Source organism: Micromonospora sp. CA-249363 (assembly GCF_050950185.1).
Lineage (GTDB): Bacteria > Actinomycetota > Actinomycetes > Mycobacteriales > Micromonosporaceae > Micromonospora.
Genome location: NZ_CP192020.1, coordinates 14,220 through 30,861, shown reverse-complemented (window position 1 = coordinate 30,861; position 16,642 = coordinate 14,220). Strand labels below are relative to the sequence as shown.

Sequence of the window (16,642 nt, the reverse complement as noted above, 5' to 3'; positions counted from 1 at the left end):
CGCCGTGCCCGGATCGTGGTCTTAGGCTGCGCGGATGCTGCTACGCATGTCGACCCTGTTGCTGCGAACCCTGCGCGAGGATCCGGCCGACGCGGAGGTGCCGAGCCACCGGCTGCTGCTGCGCGCCGGTTACATCCGTCGCGCCGCGCCGGGTGGCTACACGTGGCTGCCGCTGGGCAAGCTGGTGATGGACCGGATCACCGAGGTGGTGCGCGCCGAGCTGAACGCGATCGGCGACCAGGAGGTGCACTTCCCGGCGCTGCTGCCCGCCGAGCCGTACCGCACCAGCGGCCGGTGGACGGAGTACGGCGATCTCCTCTTCACCCTCGCCGACCGGCGCGGCGCCGAGCACCTGTTGGCGCCCACCCACGAGGAGATGGCGGCGCTGCTGGTCAAGGACGTGTTCACGTCGTACCGGGATTTCCCGGTGACGCTGTACCAGGTGCAGACGAAGTTCCGCGACGAGGCGCGGCCCCGGGCCGGTGTGCTGCGCGGCCGGGAGTTCCTGATGAAGGACGCGTACTCCTTCGATCTGGACGAGGCGGGCCTGCGGGAGGCGTACGCCCGGCACCGGGCGGCGTACCAGCGGATCTTCGATCGGCTGAGTCTGGACCACACCGTGGTGCACGCCATGTCCGGCGCGATGGGCGGTTCGGCGTCGGAGGAGTTCCTGGCCGCCACGCCGGTCGGCGAGGACACCTTCGTCGGCTGCACGGCCTGCGACTACGCGGCCAACACCGAGGCCGTCCTCACCCGGGCGCCCGCCGCCGACGACCCGGCCGCCCAGCCCGCGACGCAGGTGCACGACACACCCGAGACCCCGACGATCGCCAGTCTCGTCGAGCTGGCGAACACCCGCCGGCTCGGTGACCGCGACGACTGGACCGCCGCCGACACCCTGAAGAACGTCGTCCTGACGGTGCGCCAGCCCGGCGCCGACCGCGCCGAGCCTCTGGTGGTCGGGCTGCCCGGTGACCGGGAGGTCGACCTGAAGCGGCTCGCCGCCGCGTTGGAGCCGGCACAGGTGGCGGTCTTCGACGAGTGGGCCGAGCATCCCGAGCTGGTACGCGGCTACATCGGCCCGCAGGTGCTCGCCAAGCTGGGCATCCGCTACCTGGTCGATCCCCGGGTGGTGACCGGCTCCGCCTGGTTGACCGGGGCGAACGAGCCGGGCCGGCACGCGACCGACGTGGTCTGCGGACGGGACTTCACGCCCGACGGCACGATCGAGGCGGCCGAGGTGCGCGCCGGCGACCCCTGCCCCGACTGCGCCGACGGCGAGCTGACCATCCGGCGGGGCATCGAGATCGGGCACATCTTCCAGCTCGGCCGCCGGTACACCGACGCGTTCGCGGTCGACGTGCTCGGGCCGGCCGGCAAGCCGGTCCGGCCCACGATGGGCTGCTACGGCATCGGGATCTCCCGGGCGGTCGCGGCCATCGCCGAACAGCACCACGACGACCGGGGACTCCGCTGGCCGGCAGCGGTCGCGCCGTGCGACGTACACCTGGTGGTGGCGGGCAAGGGCCCGCAGCTCGACGCGGCGCTCGACCTCGGCGGGCGACTGGCCGCCGCCGGCCTGCGCGTGCTGGTCGACGACCGCACGCACGTCTCGGCCGGGGTGAAGTTCACCGACGCCGAGCTGATCGGCATCCCGCGCGCCGTCGTGGTCGGCCGACGACTGACCGACGGGTACGTCGAGCTGCGTGAGCGGACCGGTGACCGGCGGACGGAACTGCCGGTGGACGTCGTGGTGGAGCAGATCGTCGACGAGGTCCGGCGGGAACGTGCGAACCTGGTGTAGCCGCCGCGTCACGGGGTAGAGCAGTCGGATCGGGTGGAACGTCTTCGGAGGATCTCATGACCGGTTACCGGGTCAGCGACGTGATGACCAAGCAGGTCGTGTACCTGTCGGCGGAGACCACCCTGGACGAGGCGGCCAGGGTGATGAAGGAGGCGGACATCGGCGACGTGGTCGTCACCGACGGCGCCACCCTCGCCGGCATGCTCACGGACCGGGACATCGTGGTGCGGGCGGTCGCCGAGAACCTGTCGCCGGCGTCCACCACCATCGGCTCGATCGTCACCCGCGAGGTGGTGATGATCGAACAGCACTGCTCGGCCGGGGAGGCCGCGGCGCTCATGCGTGACCGGGGCATCCGGCGGGTGCTGGTCTGCGACTCCGACCGCAAGCTGGTGGGCATCGTCTCCCTCGGTGACCTGGCCATGCAGCTCGACCCGACCAGCGCGTTGAGTGAGATCAGCGAACAGTCGCCGACCACGTGAGCGGCCGGGGCCGGCGGTAGCCTCGACTCATGGCTGACATGCCGGCCCGACTGGCCGAGATCGTCGACGAGTTCGCCGCCGCGCCGCGCGACCTGGTGCTCGAGATGCTGTTGGAGTACGCCGACGTCATTCCCGTGCTGCCGGAGGACGACACCGCGCGCGAGGGCATGGAGCAGGTGCCCGAGTGCCAGACCGCGTTCTTCCTGCGCGCCACCGTGACGCCGGACGGGGTGGTCGAGTCGCTGTTCGACTGCCCGCCGGAGGCGCCGACCACCCGGGCGTTCGCCGGGATCCTCGCCGAGGGGCTGGCCGGCGCGAGCGCCGAGGAGGTGCTGGCGGTTCCGGACGATCTCTACCAGCGGATGGGGCTGGCCCAGGCGATCAGCCCACTACGGGTACGCGGGGGCACCGCGATCCTGGGCAGGCTGAAGCGGCAGGTCCGGGAACAACTCGACTGAGCGGGCAGTTGCCACCGATCATGGAGATCGAGATCTACGCGGACCTCGTCTGCCCGTGGTGCTACCTGGGCAAGCGTCGCCTGGACGAGGCCCTTGCCCGCTACGACGGCGAGGTGACCGTCCGCTATCGGCCGTTCCAGCTCGACCCGTCGCCGGTGCCCGAGCCGCTTCCGGTCGTCGACGCGCTGGCCGACAAGTTCGGCGGCCCCGAGCGGGCGCGGCAGATGGTCGCGCGGGTGGTCCAGGTCGCCGCGGCCGACGGGCTCCGGCTGGACTACGACCACGCGGTGGCCGCCAACACCTTCGACGCGCACCGGCTCGTCGGCTACGCCACCGAGCGGGACCGGGCGGCCGAGATGGTGGACGCCCTGTACCAGGCGCACTTCACGAAGGGCCTCGACCTCGGCTCGCGGGAGGTGCTGGCCACGGTCGCCGGCTCGATCGGCCTGGACGCCGCCGACGTCCGCCGGTTCCTCGACTCCGACGAGCGGACCGCCGAACTCGCCGCCGATCTGGCCGCCGCCCATGACCTGGGCATCACCAGCGTGCCGACCTTCGTGCTGGCCGGTAAGTACGCGGTGAGCGGCGCCCAGGAGACATCCACGCTCCTCGCCGCGCTGGCCGAGGTCGAGCAGCGGGAGGCCGCCGCCCGCTAGCCGCATCGACAGGCGTGATGTTTCACGTGCAACGATATCGACATCGATGCCTGGTCAGGCCGGCCTGGCCAGGCCTTCCACCACCTGCGCGCCGGGCAGTGCGCCCAGCGCCGGCCCGGGCAGCGCGATCTTGCTGTGCCGTACGCCGGACCCGATGATCACGTGCGGGGTGGCGATCACCCGCGCGTCCACCAGGATCGGCCACTGGGCCGGCAGCCCGATCGGGGTGATCCCGCCGTACTCCATGCCGGTCAACTCGACCGCGTCGGTCATCGGGGCGAAGCTCGCCTTGCGGACGTCCAGCACCCTGCGGGCCACCCCGTTCACGTCGGCCCGCGTTGTCGCGAGCACGATGCAGGCCGCGTAGCGGACCACACCCTCGCGCTTGCCGGCCACCACGACGCAGTTGGCCGACACGTCCAGCCCCACCTCGTACGCGGCGCAGAACTCGGCCGTGTCGGCGAGATCGGCGTCGATCGGCGCGACCAGCACGTCGTCGACGTCCACCGGCGCTTCGGCGGGCCACTGGGCGATGGCCTCCGCGACCGGCGGGGCGAGCAGGTCGAGGCGGGCACGGGCCGGTTCGGTCTTCAACGTTCCCATCACGGGTGCGATCCTCGCACCCGTGCCGCTGGATCGCCCGCCGACTCCGGCGGCGTCCCGTGCCGTCACCTCCACCTCGCGGCTCAACTGCCTGCGAGGAACGCGTTGTCGCGCATGAACGAGCGGTCGCGGTCGGCCGCAAGTTCCTCTTCGCGGCGGGCCCGGGCTCGCTGAAGCTCCAGGTCCTCCAGCGCGTGCCGGACGCCCAGCCGGATCACGCCGTAGAGGAACACGAAACCGAAGACGTAGAGGATCACCGTGGTGACGACAACGAACATGGCGTCACCGTAAGACGAACGTGAACCGGCGCATCTCTCATCTCCGCGCGGTTCCCTCGTACGTGTCCAGGACGCACGGGGGTCTCAGCTCGACCGGAGCAGGTCCAGCACGGTGAGCAGCGCGAAGAACGCGATCACCAGCTCGTTGACGATCCAGGCGTGCCCCTCCGCCCACTTCCGCATCCGGGCGAGCACCCGCGCGGCCTTCGCCCCGAGCAGCACCAACGCCAGCAGCGGCAGGGCGAGCAGCAGCACGGTGAGCAGTACGAAGGGCACCAGATGCCACCACGGGAGGTCGTGCCGGGCCACGGTCGCGCCCACCGTCGCCATGATGATGTCGTCGGTGGGCGTCACCACGAAGAGCAACGCGCCCGTACGCGCCGCCCAGCGGGGATCGGCGTGGCTGACGCTGCCCAGCCAGCGTGGCGGCCCGGAACGGTCGCGGCGCACCCAGATCAGCACGGCCAGGATCACCAGCAGGGCGAGCACCACCAGGTCGATTGTCGGACCGCTGTCGATCCTGCGGGCAGCCGTGCTGGCGTCGGTCGCCAGCCCGCCCAGCACCCGGGTCAGCAACCAGCTCACCGTCGCCCCGGCGAGCACCACCAGTCCAGCCCCGGCGAGGAACCCGGACGACGCGGCCCGGGGCCGGTCGGACGAGGCGAGGAAGATCGCCACGACCAGTTGGGTCCCGGCGACCATCACCACGGCCAACGGCAGGACGGTCAGGAAGTTCATCGCCTGCCATCGTGACGCCCGACCGGGACCGATGCGCCGGATCGTCGGCGGATCACCCGCCCGGCCGGATGCTCCCCGGCACCACCACCCGGCCGGCCAACAACGCGCCGAGCAACGCCAGACCGGCCGCCACCGCCAGCGTCACCAGGTAGCTCGACGGGCCGGGCGCGTTCCCCGCGGCCAGGACGGCACCCGTCAGCGCCAGCACGGTCGCCGCGAAGAGAGAGTCGCCCAGTTGCAGCGACGAGCTGTTGCGGCCCTGCTCACCCGGTGCGGACAACTCCAACGTGAGCACCGACAACGACGGGTAGAGCAACCCCATGCCGAGCCCGGCGACCGCCCAGCCGAGCACGGCGACGGTCACCGGCACCTCGGCTCGGACGGCCAGCGCCACTGTCGCCGTACCGGCCGTGATCGCGCAGAGGCCCGCCCGGGGCAGGCTGGCCCGGGACGCCGGCACCGGAATTCGGCCCTGTACCCAGGAGCCCACCGACCAGGCCAACGCGCCCACGGTGAGGACCAGCCCGGCGGCGGTCGGCGACAGTCCCCGCTCCCGCGACAGCAGCAACGGGATGACCACCTCGGCGCCGACGAACGCCGCCGACGCCAGGCCCCGCAGACCGACGACGGTGGGCAGCCCCCGGGCCGCCCGGAGGAACCCGGGCGGTAGCAGGCGCGGAGCGCAGATCACCAGACCGGCCAGGGCGAGCGCGATCACCGCCAGTGCCGCCACGCCACGCTGCTGTCCCCCGATGTGCAGCAGTGCGGCGCTCGCGCCCGCCCCACAGGCCCAACCGATGCGCGCGATCGCGCCGCGCGGCGGCCGCGTCGGCACGGTCGCGTCGAGCGACCGCAGGCCCGGCTGGATCAGCAACACCGCCGGGACGGCCACCGCCGGCACCACCAGGAAGACCCACCGCCAGCCCAGGTACTCGACGATCAGCCCGGCCAGCGCCGGCCCGACCAGCGAGGGTACGACCCACGCCGCCGCGAACGCGGCGAAGATCCGCCGGTGCAGTTCCTCCGGGTACGCCTGCCCGACGATGACGTAGAGCGCGACCGAGAGCAGCCCGGAGCCGAAACCCTGCACCACGCGCCCGACCACCAGGGCCGTCATCGCCTGCGCCGTACCGGCGATCAGCAGCCCCACCACGAACCACACGACGCCGTGCCACATCGGCCCTCGCGGTCCCCGCGCGTCGCACCAGATGCCGGAGGCGACCATGGCCAGCACACCGGCGGCGAACGGACCACCGAACGCGATGCCGTACAACGCCAGGCCGTCCAGACTGCGCGCGACCGTCGGCATGGCCGTGCCCACCGCCAACGCCTCGAAGGCGAGCAGTGACACCAGCGCCACAATGCCGACCGTCATCGCCCGCAGCCGGGGCGCGAACAGACCTTCGGACGCGGGGGCGAGGGTGGCGGTGGTTCGGCTCGACATGCACCGAGCCTGCGACCTCAACCCGGATTCATGTCAACCAGGGCGTGACCCGGCTCTCGTCACGCCTCCTGGATCGCCTCCCCGACGCCGCGTACCAGTCCCGAGAAGTGCTGGTCCGCCAGGACATGCCCGGCGGTGATCACCAGAGCGAGCGGCCACTCGATCACCTGCAACGCGGCCAGGACCCCGAGGCCGGCGTAGTAGGCGATCTTGTCCGGCGGCGGTACGGCCACCTCGCCCAGCATGGGCAGCGCCACTCGCCGGCTGTACATCTGGACGTTCTCGCGTGAACCGTTGAGGTGTCGTGTCAACGTGCTCATTCCGGCCTCCCCGTGTCCGGTGCTGGTCGTCGGATTCCACCCCCCACGCCGTCCATGCGCGGTCGGCCGCCCAAAGTTCCGGTGCTCGGAGGGGCATAACGGACGTCAGGTCGGGAAGCCAGGCCGCCGGACGTGAGGGCGGCGGGAGGACGAGATGACCGACGGCACGAGAAACGGCAACGGGGAGTCGGGTCGGCGTCCGTCCGGCCGTACGCCTCGATGACGGCGGCGGGTCGCGCCGCCGGCCGCCTCCTGCCGTCCATTGGCGTGCCGCACCTGGTCGGCGAGGCGTCCCGGACCGTCGGGTCGGCCGCGACCCGGTTGGCCCGGACAGCCGGCCTGAGCCGACGCCGGGTCTGGTCCCGCCCCGGCCGCCACCACATCGAGGTACACGGCGTCTGCCAGGACGGCGGCGACCGGTTGGCCCGGCAGGTCGAGGCCGCGCTGGAACGGCTGCCCGGAGTCGCCTGGGCCCGGGTCAACGCGCCGTCGGGCCGGGTCGTGGTGGCCGTGCAGGCGCCCGAGCCGAGGCTGCGCGACCTCATCGCCGCGATCAGCCGGATCGAGCGGACCTGTGACCACGAGCCGGACCCGGAGATCCCGCCCCCGCATCCGCCGGAGGAGGGGCCTCGTACACCACGCACCCTCGGCGCGCTCGCCTCGGACGCGCTGGGTCTGACCATCTCGGCGGCCACCCGCATCCTGCCGTTCACGCCGCTGCCCGGTGAGGTCGCAGGCCTGCTGGCCGCCGCCGACCTGCAACCGAAACTGCACGCCTTCGTCGGTAGACGACTGCGCTCCGACCCCCGCGCCGACGTCATCTTCCCGCTGGCCGAGGCCGTCGTACAGGGCCTGACCGGCAGGTGGACGGGGATAGTCCTCGACGGCGCCCAACGGATGGTGCAGTGGGGCGAGGCCCGGGCCCAGCTCGCCGCCTGGGAGGAGGCCGAGCCGCGGCTGACCGGCGACCCGGAACGCGCCACCGCCCGGTGGCCGGCGGTCGAACGCCCCTGCCCCAAGCCGGACGGCCCGGTCGAGCGCTACATCAACCGCGTGCTGGCCGCAGGCGCGGCGGCGGCAGCGGCGGCGACGCCGTTCGCCGGGCCCAAGCGGGCCGCCGCGCTGGGACTGTCCGCGCTACCGAAGGCCCCGGGCAGCGGACGAGAGGGGTACGCGGCGCAGCTCGGCCGGGTCCTCGCCCGGCGCGGGGTCATCGCGATGGACCGCAGTGTGCTGCGGCAGCTGGACCGGATCGACACGCTGGTGCTGGACGCCGCGGTGCTCGGATCGGAGCGGGGCGTACTCGCCGATCTGGCTCCGGCGGCCGACGCGGACGTGGACGAGGTGGCGGAGCGGGCGTTCGAGTTGTTCGACCCCGCCGACCCGACCGCCGCGCGGGAGTCCGACGGTTGGCGGCTCGCACCCCTGCACCGGCTCCCCGAGGGCGCTCGCGGCGACGTACCCGACGGCGAACGGCTGCGTACGGCGGGCGGGCAGGTCCTCGGGCTAGCCAACGGGGGACGGCTGGCGGCGCTGCTGCGGGTCGAACCGGAGCCCGCACCCGGGGTCGACGGTCTACCTGCCGCCGCGCGTCACGCCGGACTGCGGCTGGTGGTGGCCGGGGGTGACGAGCAGCGGTACGACTTCGCCGACGCGCTACTGCCCGGTGGAGACCGGCTGGCCGACTCCATACGCGCGCTCCAGCGCGACGGCGCGGTGGTCATGCTGGTGTCCGGCGACCGGGCGGCGCTCGGCGCGTCCGACTGCGGCCTGGGAATGTCGGCCCCCGACGAGCTGCCGCCGTGGGGAGCGCACCTGCTGGTCGGCACCGACCTGCGGGTGGTGACACTGCTGATCGAGGCGACCGGGGCAGCCCGGCGGATGAGCCAGCAGAACATCCGGCTCGCCATGGCGGGCACCGGACTGGGTGCGCTCGGCGCGTTCACCGCGCCGCCGACCCAACTGCCACACCGGGCGCTCGTGGCGGTCAACGGCGCGGCCGCGCTGGCGTTCGCGAACGGGGTCTGGCGGGCCCACCGGCTACCCGACCGGGCGGACACACCGGCGCCGGTGGCGACGGCCTGGCACCTGATGCCGGTACGAACCGTGCTCGAGCGCCTGGACACCACACCCGACGGGTTGACCAGCGCGGAGGCGGACCGCCGGCACGACGGCCACGGCACGGGCGGCGGCACACCCGCCGGCGGCGGGCTGCTGCGGGCGTTCCTGGACGAGCTGTCCAACCCCCTCACCCCCGTACTGGCGGCCGGGGCGGTGCTGTCCGCGTCGTTCGGCTCGCTCGTCGACGCCGCGCTGGTCGGCAGCGTCGTCGGCGGGTCGGCACTCGTCGGGGCCGTGCACGAGCGCAACACGGAACGTTCGCTGGCGGAGCTGCTGTCGCGTTCGGCGGTGACCGCCCGGGTCCGTCGGGACGGGACCGAACGGGTCGTCGCCGCCGAGGAGCTGGTGCTCGGCGACGTCATCGCCCTCGAACCGGGTGACTCGGTGCCGGCCGACTGCCGGGTGCTCGAATCGGTGGGGTTGGAGGCGGACGAGTCGTCGCTGACCGGCGAGTCGCTGCCGGTCGCCAAGAACAACCGGGCGGTCGTCGCCGCGGCAATCGCCGACCGGCACTCGATGCTGTACGAGGGCACCACCGTCGCCGCCGGCCACGGCACCGCCGTCGTGGTGGCGACCGGGGCCGACACCGAGTCCGGCCGCAGTCTGGCGCTGGTCCGTCAGGCACCCCCGACCAGCGGGGTGGAGGCTCGGCTCGGCTCGTTGACCAGCGCCGCCATCCCGTTGGCCGCCGGCTCGGCCATCGCCGTCGCCGGGGCGGGACTGCTCCGGGGCGTACCCCTGGCGCAGACGGCGGCGACCGCCGCGAACCTGGCCGTCGCGTCGGTGCCGGAGGGGCTGCCGTTCCTGGTCAGCGCGGCGCAGCTGGCGGCGGCCCGGCGCCTCGCCGAGCACGGCGCGTTGGTCCGCAATCCGCGCACCATCGAGGCGCTGGGTCGGGTGGACGTGCTCTGCTTCGACAAGACCGGCACCCTCACCGAGGGCAAGTTGCTCCTCGCGGGGGTCGGCGACGGAGTCGGCGACCGGTACGCGCCGGTGGACCGGCTCGACGACCGTCTGCGGTCGACCCTCGCCACCGCGCTGCGGGCCACCCCGGCGGCGGCCGACCCAGAGGAGTTGGCCTTGCAGACCGACCGGGCGGTTCGGCGGGGCGCCGACACGGCCGAGGTGGCGGAGCAGACCGGCGCGGCCGGCTGGCGCGCGGTCGGCGGGCTCCCGTTCGAGCCGTCCCGGGGTTACCACGCCACCGTCGGCGAAGCCGACGGGCACCTGCTGTTGAGCGTCAAGGGCGCCCCCGAGACGGTGCTGCCACGCTGCGCGAACCGCCGTACCGACGGCCGACGGGAGCCGTTGGACGACGCCGGCCGCGCGGAACTCCAGCGCGTACTGGCCGACCGGGCGGGAGCCGGGCACCGGATCCTCGCCGTCGCCGAGTGCCCGGCGGACGCCGCACAGATCAGCGACTCCGACGTCCGGGGGCTGACCTTCGTGGGGTTCCTGGCGCTCGCGGACGGAGTACGGGAGAGCGCCGCCCCGGCGGTCCGCCGCATCCGGCAGGCGGGCGTGCACACCATCATGATCACCGGTGACCATCCGGCCACCGCCGAGGCGATCGCGGCCACCATCAGCGAGCACGACGAGCAGCGGGTGGTCACCGCCACCGAACTCGACCAACTGGACGACGAGGCGCTCGCCGAACGACTCGCCACCACCGACGTGGTGGCCCGCTGCACCCCGACGCACAAGGTACGGATCATCCAGGCGTTGCAGAAGTGCGGGCGAACCGTGGCGATGACCGGCGACGGCGCCAACGACGCCCCGGCGATCCGGCTCGCCGACGTCGGCATCGCCCTCGGTCAACGCGGCACGCCGGCGGCTCGGGCGGCCGCCGACCTGGTGGTCACCGACGACCGGTTGGAGACCATCATCGCCACCCTCGTCGAGGGCCGCGCCATGTGGTCGTCGGTCCGGCACGCGCTGAGCATCCTCGTCGGCGGCAACCTCGGCGAGATCGCGTTCAGTGTGCTCAGCGCCGCGGCGACCGGCCGCTCCGCCCTCACCGGCCGGCAACTGCTGCTGGTCAACCTGCTCACCGACCTGGCGCCGGCGCTGGCCATCGCGGTCCGGCCACCCGCCTCGGACCGCACCGACGGCCTGCTCCGGGAGGGCCCGGACGCATCGCTCGGCGAGACCCTCAGCAGGGAGATCGCCCTTCGCGCGGCGTCCACCACGCTGGGCGCGACGGTCGGCTGGACGTTGGCCCGGTACACCGGCCGGCAGCGTCGGGCCGGCACCGTCGCCCTCGTCTCGCTGGTCGGTACCCAGCTCGGCCAGACCATCCTGGCCGGCGGCACCAGCCCGGCCGTGCTGGCGTCCACGGCGGCGTCGCTGGGAGCGCTGGCCGTCGTGGTGCAGACGCCGGGAGTGAGTCAGTTCTTCGGTTGCACACCGCTCGGCCCGGTCGGCTGGACCATCGGCGCCGGCTCGGCGCTCGGCGCTACCGTCGCCAACGGCGCGCTCACCAGGCTGGTGGCGCACCTCCCGGCGGCCCGACCCGACCTCGCCCAGCCCACCGACGACTGACCGCGTGGACGCCGCCGTCGGGGGTACGGGAGTCAGAGGAGGTGGGCATGATGGTCGACGATCCGCAGGTGACGTTCATCGGCACCGCGACGACGCTGCTACGGATCGGCGGGTTCACCCTGCTCACCGACCCGAACTTTCTGCACCGCGGCCAGCGGGCGTACCTCGGCAAGGGTCTGTGGTCCCGCCGCCGCACGGACCCGGCGCTGCCCATCGCCCAGCTTCCCCACCTGGACGCCGTGGTCCTGTCCCACCTGCACGGCGACCACTTCGACCGGGTGGCCCGCCGGGAACTCGACCGCGAGCTGCCGATCGTCACCACGCCCGCCGCCGAACGCAAGCTGCGTCGCTGGGGGTTCCGGGCCGCCGACGGCCTGCCGACCTGGTCGTCCCGGGAGCTGCGCCGCGACGGTACGACGGTGCGTCTGACCTCGATGCCCGGCAAGCACGGCCCGGGCGTCCTGGACCGGCTGCTACCCGACGTGATGGGCACGATGATCGACGTGGAACGCGCCGGACGGCATGAGTTCCGGCTGTACGTCACCGGCGACACACTCAACCGGCCACTGCTCGCCCCCATCGCGGAACGCTACCCGGACATCGACGCGATGCTGATCCACCTCGGCGGCACGAAGGTCGCCGGAATCCTGCTCACCATGGACGGCCGCCAGGGCGCCGACCTGGTGGAGATGGTGCGTCCGAAGCTGACCGTGCCGATCCACTACGACGACTACCCGGTATTCCGCTCACCACTGGCGCACTTCGTCGACGAGGCCCGTCGCCGGGGCTGGGTCAAGCAGGTACGCACCATCGCGCGCGGCGAGACGGCGAGGCTCATCCCGTGATTTCCGTCCTCATTGATCCCGCTGACTAACCTCATCGCCATGCCGTCGTTGTTGGCCAACGGGACTCGTCCGAAGGTCTGGCCATCCCTCCCGCTGGCGCTGCTGCTCCCCTGCGGCCTGCTGATCCTGATGGGTGCCACCGACGATCGCGAGCCACCCCCACCCTTCGGCGCCCTGACGCCGGCGACGGTGATCGCGGTGGAACCGGCCCGGACCACCGACGGCCCCTACGTGCTGCTCCGTGTCGACGCCGTCGACGGGCCCACCACCTGCGGCATCTACGAACGGTCGTTCCCCGACCGGCGGCTACCGCCGCTGCACCAGCAGCTCATCATCGACTACAGCCCCGACCGGTGCCTGCCGAAGCCGGTCAACACGGAACTGCCCCGTGCGGTCATAGTCGCCATGGGGGCCGTCGGACTGACGGCGTCACTCCTGTGGCTCTGGGCCGGTCCGCGCCTTCAACGGCTGACCCGCTTGCGGCGGTCCCGTTTCTGAAGGGGCGGCACGGAACGGGTCCCGAGCATCATCCCCGACACGTCATTCACCGAAGTGGCCCGGGGAGCGGGACCTCCCCCTGTATCGTCTTCTCGGCCAGCTCGACGCGCTCCGGGTGGAGTCTGTCGTCACCTAGCGGATGACCGGGCGAATTGATGCAGCGTTGCCCCGAGCCGGCGCTGCACACCGGGCAGGAGAGGAAGAATCCGCAGGACGGCACGAGTTCCACACCCTGGGCCAGCGCGGATCTGCCAATCTTGACGATCGCTCGGAGCAGGTCGTCGTCCTGGTGCCGCGTAGCGGCAGCGGCCACCTCCCGCATTCCTTCCCAGAATCTCTCGGCCGAATGTGGTTCGTTCACCTCGATGCGCACCATCGTGGATCCCCGCCTCCCGTCCCGGTAAACGCGGGGCCATGCGCCACACCCGTCGGCGGTATTATCCCCAGGCTTTGATCTAGAACGGGGAGGACCATCCACATGCGAGGAAAGATCCCGGCCGGCATCGCGATAGCGCTGGCCTTCATGGTTCCGGCGGCGCCGGCGATGGCACAGAGCGCGTCGCCCGGGCTCGACCAGAACTGCCAGACGGTCGAGCGCACGACGTTCAAGGACATCCGCGAGCTGTTCACCTTCGACCTGGACACCGCCAACGTCAGCCAGCTACGGCTGCTGGCCAACCGGATCCTGTTTGCCGCAAACAACGAAGCCCTGCCCACCCTGCCCGACGTCATCCAGAAGCGGCTGGACGGCACCTCGGATGACCTGCGCGCCTGGCTCAAGAACGACGCACAGGCCGTCTGGACGATCGATCTGCAGATCAAGGTGGGGCAGACGATGACCGGCGCCGGCCCCAAGGTGACGGAGGCCGCACAGAAGACGCTCGACGCCGCAGACGTCGACCCTTACCTGGCCTACCTGAACGAGGGCCTGTACGCCGCCCGTGCGCTCGACTGCGCGTCGCAGCCCACCCCGACGCCGACCGCGTCGCCGACGGGGCAGCCCACCCCCACCCCCAGCGCTTCGTCGACCGTCGCGCCGACCGCGGCCACCTCCACCAGCCCGGTCGCTGCCGGCGGCGGCGGTGGACTCCCCGTCACCGGTGCCGACACCGCGACCGTGGCCGGCATTGGCGGTGCGCTTCTGCTCGTCGGCGGCGCGAGCTTCGTGATCGCACGCCGGCGCCGCGCCCGCTTCGTGGCGTAGCTCTTCCTGACGCGCCCGGTCCGACACCCGTCGGGCCGGGCGCATCTGTTTGAACGGTGCGACCAGCGCTGATGCCTGATCTGAGGCTCAGCGCTTCTGCACGAACTTGACCTGGTGACCGTCGGGATCGCGCACCCACGCATAGTGGAGCCGCCCGTCGGGCGAGTCCACTGGAGCCACGACACTCGTCGCACCCGCCGCCACGGCTCGGTCGTAGAACGCGTCGGTGTCCTCGCACCACAGCACAAGCTCGGTCGACGGGCTGCCGCCAGGATCGACACCGAGGCCGACCAACCCGTTGGCCACGTCCGCCGAGGTCAGGCCGATCCGGATACCAGCGGCCTCGACCTCGACATGTTCGACAGCACCGCTGGCGGGTGCCCGGAACGCCTCAACCAGCCCCAGCTGTCGATAGAAGGCGAGACAGGCATCCAGATCGGCACAGAAGAGGTTGATCTGGACCTGGGTGGCGACCGTCGTCATGCCGAGACCCTAGCCGGCCCAGGGGAAGTGGTGGTGGAGCCCAGGGGACTCGAACCTCTAGCCCCTGCCGTGCCATGCAAAGATCAAGACTGCTGTCGGCGGGGTCGGTTGTCGCTGTCGACCTGCTCGACCTTGTCAGCTGCTGCCGCTCGCCAATGGTATTTGTCACCTGGCTTGGCTGTACGGATGGCTGTACCGATCCCCTAGCCTGGCACCGTCTGAGGGAGGCGTATGGGCACGTGGGGCGAGGGTCCATTCGACAGCGATGGGGCCGAGGACTTCCTGGAGTCGCTTGAGGAGTTGACGCCGGATGCCCGCCTCGTCGTGGTGTCCCGGCTTCTCCGATCCGCCGCCGTCCCGCTCTCCGAGTGGCCGCGCGATCTTTGGGACACCGAGGTCATCGCGGCCGCAGCCGTCTTGGCCGTCAACGTCTCCGGCGATGATCCGTTCGATGCGGAGCAGGACGTAACGGAGTGGCTTCCGAAGCCACCGCCAGCAGAGCTGCTGAGCCTTGGACTGCGCGCGATCGATGAAGCAACCGCCCTGGGTGGTCCTTGGGAGCAGAGTTGGACGACTGATCACAGCCGCGCGGACGCCCTGGGCGCCATCGCGCGCGTCCGTGATGTTCTTGCCAGCGCGATGCGACAGACCGGGTAGCTCCACGGCCCCGGCCATCGATCGAGTGCTGGGCAAGGAGGGGACGGCGTGACCGCTTGGCTGTACTCGGAAGCGAGATCAACCGGGGAAGTGGTGGTGGAGCCCAGGGGACTCGAACCCCTAACCCCTGCCTTGCAAAGGCAGTGCTCTGCCAGTTGAGCTAGGGCCCCGTGAATCGTGACGGCCGGCTCCGCCGCCCGCCCGAGGTCAGCGCAGGTCGGGCGCGGTGGTCGCCTCGTGCCAGAGGGCGCGCTCGTCGTTGGCGGCCTTGACCTTGTTGAAGACGACGGCAGCCACGCCGACGACGCCGGCCAGGATCAGCAGCTTCTTGAACATGGGGCAACCCCTTGCGCTCGACTACCGTCGGACGATGTGCGGTGGGGCTAGATGGAATCGAACCATCGACCTCAGAGTTATCAGCTCTGCGCTCTAACCGACTGAGCTATAGCCCCGCGTAGCGACGAGCAAGATTAACCCATCCGCTGCGTCGGCCCCAAATCGGGGTCCGACCGTGCGAGCCGGGCGGTCGCCGCCGGCAAAACCTACCCGAGTACGGGACGTCGGAGCGACCGCATTCCGCGGCGCCCCGACGTCCCGTGCACACTCAGTCCCGCTCGGCGAGCGTCAGCTCGATCCCGCCGACCAGGTCGGCGCAGACGTTGTAGACGAACGCCCCCAGCGTGGCCAGCGCGGTGAACAGCACCACGTTGACCAGGCCGATCAGCGCCGAGCTGAGGATGACGCCCTTGGCGGTGATCTGGAACCCGCTGGTGCTCTGCCCGCCGCCGGCGTTGACCAGGTCGCTGAGGCTGTCGTTCACGCTCTGGAACACGCCCATTGCGTCCAGCGCCAGGTAGAGCACCGACGTGGCGACCACCACGACGATGAACAGCACCACCGAGACGGCGAACGCGAACTTCATCACGGACCAGGGGTCGATCCGCTTGAGGTTCAGCCGGGCCCGGCGCGGCCCGCGGGACGCCGCCGAGCTGACCGAGCTACGGGCGGCGCGGACGGCCTCGCCGACACGAGCGGCCCCGACGGCGGACGCGTTGCCGATCCCCGGCGGCAGACCGCCACCGCTCGCGGGACGACCACCGGTGGACGTACGCCCCGGATCCGGCGGAGTCATGCCCGGCGTGATCCGGGGCTGCGTGCCGGTGGCCCCGGTCGATGTCGCCTGACCGGGTCGGGTGCTGATCGGCTGCGTGGTCGTCGGACGCGCCGGGCTCGGGGCGGCCGCAGTGGGGGCCGCCCCGGTCGACGTCGATGCCTCGCCGGCCGACTTCTCGGCCTTGGCGTCACCCGATCCCGCGTCCTCGCCGGGCTGCTCCGGCGGGGGTGCCATGCCGGGAGCCCGGGTGAATTTCGGGGCAGGCGCGTCGGCGGGAACCGTGGCCCGGCCCACGGCCGCGCGGCCGGTCGCTGGTGTGCCGCCCTTGGCGGCCTCCTCGTCGACCGGGTTGGCCGAGGTCCCCGTGTTCCCCGACTTCGCCTGTGTCTCCGTCAT

General features: G+C 72.1%; 18 protein-coding genes and 2 tRNA genes. 9 read left to right on the top strand and 11 right to left on the bottom strand.

Features of this window, described 5'->3' with window-relative positions; genetic code table 11:
- The first annotated feature begins 34 nt into the window (after positions 1-34).
- Genes ACQPZK_RS00155 through ACQPZK_RS00140 form a run of 4 tightly spaced genes read left to right on the top strand, consistent with a single transcriptional unit; the run spans position 35 to position 3,400 of the window.
- The gene (locus ACQPZK_RS00155) at positions 35-1,804 is read left to right on the top strand and encodes a proline--tRNA ligase (RefSeq protein WP_433536338.1); all 1,770 of its coding nucleotides are present in this window, start codon (positions 35-37) and stop codon (positions 1,802-1,804) included.
- A 56-nt stretch (positions 1,805-1,860) separates the two neighbouring features.
- The gene (locus tag ACQPZK_RS00150; RefSeq protein WP_433536337.1) at positions 1,861-2,286 is read left to right on the top strand and encodes a CBS domain-containing protein; all 426 of its coding nucleotides are present in this window, start codon (positions 1,861-1,863) and stop codon (positions 2,284-2,286) included.
- Between the two features lie 29 nt (positions 2,287-2,315).
- Positions 2,316-2,744 (top strand): SufE family protein, encoded by a 429-nt coding sequence (locus ACQPZK_RS00145; RefSeq protein WP_433536336.1) that lies wholly within the window; start codon positions 2,316-2,318, stop codon positions 2,742-2,744.
- Positions 2,745-2,764: 20 nt separating this feature from the next.
- Complete coding sequence (locus tag ACQPZK_RS00140; protein ID WP_433536335.1) at positions 2,765-3,400, top strand: DsbA family oxidoreductase; 636 nt, start codon at positions 2,765-2,767, stop codon at positions 3,398-3,400.
- A 54-nt stretch (positions 3,401-3,454) separates the two neighbouring features.
- On the opposite strand, the gene ACQPZK_RS00135 is transcribed toward ACQPZK_RS00140, so the two are convergent.
- From ACQPZK_RS00135 to ACQPZK_RS00115, 5 genes are all read right to left on the bottom strand, one after another.
- Positions 3,455-4,003 (bottom strand): YbaK/EbsC family protein, encoded by a 549-nt coding sequence (locus tag ACQPZK_RS00135; RefSeq protein ID WP_433539382.1) that lies wholly within the window; start codon positions 4,001-4,003, stop codon positions 3,455-3,457.
- An 83-nt stretch (positions 4,004-4,086) separates the two neighbouring features.
- Positions 4,087-4,281, bottom strand: coding sequence for a hypothetical protein (locus tag ACQPZK_RS00130; protein WP_355048552.1), 195 nt, complete (start codon positions 4,279-4,281; stop codon positions 4,087-4,089).
- 84 nt (positions 4,282-4,365) lie between these two features.
- Positions 4,366-5,019, bottom strand: a complete 654-nt coding sequence (locus ACQPZK_RS00125) for a GAP family protein (protein ID WP_433536334.1) — start codon at positions 5,017-5,019, stop codon at positions 4,366-4,368.
- Positions 5,020-5,071: 52 nt separating this feature from the next.
- The gene (locus ACQPZK_RS00120) at positions 5,072-6,463 is read right to left on the bottom strand and encodes an MFS transporter (RefSeq protein ID WP_433536333.1); all 1,392 of its coding nucleotides are present in this window, start codon (positions 6,461-6,463) and stop codon (positions 5,072-5,074) included.
- Positions 6,464-6,522: 59 nt separating this feature from the next.
- Complete coding sequence (locus ACQPZK_RS00115; RefSeq protein ID WP_433536332.1) at positions 6,523-6,783, bottom strand: hypothetical protein; 261 nt, start codon at positions 6,781-6,783, stop codon at positions 6,523-6,525.
- Positions 6,784-7,002: 219 nt separating this feature from the next.
- On the opposite strand from ACQPZK_RS00115, the gene ACQPZK_RS00110 reads away from it, so the two are divergent.
- Genes ACQPZK_RS00110 through ACQPZK_RS00100 form a run of 3 tightly spaced genes read left to right on the top strand, consistent with a single transcriptional unit; the run spans position 7,003 to position 12,788 of the window.
- Complete coding sequence (locus ACQPZK_RS00110) at positions 7,003-11,445, top strand: HAD-IC family P-type ATPase (protein ID WP_433536331.1); 4,443 nt, start codon at positions 7,003-7,005, stop codon at positions 11,443-11,445.
- Positions 11,446-11,492: 47 nt separating this feature from the next.
- Positions 11,493-12,290 carry an MBL fold metallo-hydrolase gene (locus ACQPZK_RS00105; RefSeq protein WP_433536330.1) on the top strand — a complete coding sequence of 266 codons (798 nt, stop codon included), beginning with the start codon at positions 11,493-11,495 and terminating at the stop codon, positions 12,288-12,290.
- 39 nt (positions 12,291-12,329) lie between these two features.
- Positions 12,330-12,788, top strand: a complete 459-nt coding sequence (locus ACQPZK_RS00100) for a hypothetical protein (protein WP_433536329.1) — start codon at positions 12,330-12,332, stop codon at positions 12,786-12,788.
- Positions 12,789-12,834: 46 nt separating this feature from the next.
- Here the strand turns inward: ACQPZK_RS00100 and ACQPZK_RS00095 are convergent, their stop codons facing one another.
- The gene (locus tag ACQPZK_RS00095) at positions 12,835-13,164 is read right to left on the bottom strand and encodes a zinc finger domain-containing protein (RefSeq protein WP_433536328.1); all 330 of its coding nucleotides are present in this window, start codon (positions 13,162-13,164) and stop codon (positions 12,835-12,837) included.
- A gap of 168 nt (positions 13,165-13,332) precedes the next feature.
- Here ACQPZK_RS00095 and ACQPZK_RS00090 point away from each other — a divergent pair, with 168 nt between their 5' ends.
- A complete protein-coding gene (locus ACQPZK_RS00090) occupies positions 13,333-13,992 on the top strand; it encodes an LPXTG cell wall anchor domain-containing protein (protein WP_433536327.1) in 660 nt (219 codons plus the stop codon).
- Positions 13,993-14,079: 87 nt separating this feature from the next.
- Here ACQPZK_RS00090 and ACQPZK_RS00085 read toward each other — a convergent pair whose 3' ends face one another.
- Entirely contained in the window at positions 14,080-14,475 is a 396-nt protein-coding gene (locus ACQPZK_RS00085) for a VOC family protein (protein WP_433536326.1), read from the bottom strand.
- A gap of 231 nt (positions 14,476-14,706) precedes the next feature.
- On the opposite strand from ACQPZK_RS00085, the gene ACQPZK_RS00080 reads away from it, so the two are divergent.
- Complete coding sequence (locus tag ACQPZK_RS00080; RefSeq protein WP_433536325.1) at positions 14,707-15,132, top strand: DUF4259 domain-containing protein; 426 nt, start codon at positions 14,707-14,709, stop codon at positions 15,130-15,132.
- Positions 15,133-15,226: 94 nt separating this feature from the next.
- Here ACQPZK_RS00080 and ACQPZK_RS00075 read toward each other — a convergent pair.
- From ACQPZK_RS00075 to ACQPZK_RS00060, 4 genes are all read right to left on the bottom strand, one after another.
- Positions 15,227-15,302: transfer RNA gene (locus tag ACQPZK_RS00075), tRNA-Ala, on the bottom strand.
- Between the two features lie 37 nt (positions 15,303-15,339).
- The gene (locus ACQPZK_RS00070; RefSeq protein WP_007453934.1) at positions 15,340-15,468 is read right to left on the bottom strand and encodes a DLW-39 family protein; all 129 of its coding nucleotides are present in this window, start codon (positions 15,466-15,468) and stop codon (positions 15,340-15,342) included.
- Between the two features lie 42 nt (positions 15,469-15,510).
- Positions 15,511-15,584, bottom strand: a tRNA-Ile gene (locus ACQPZK_RS00065).
- Between the two features lie 152 nt (positions 15,585-15,736).
- Positions 15,737-16,642, bottom strand: coding sequence for a DUF3566 domain-containing protein (locus tag ACQPZK_RS00060; protein WP_433536324.1), 906 nt, complete (start codon positions 16,640-16,642; stop codon positions 15,737-15,739).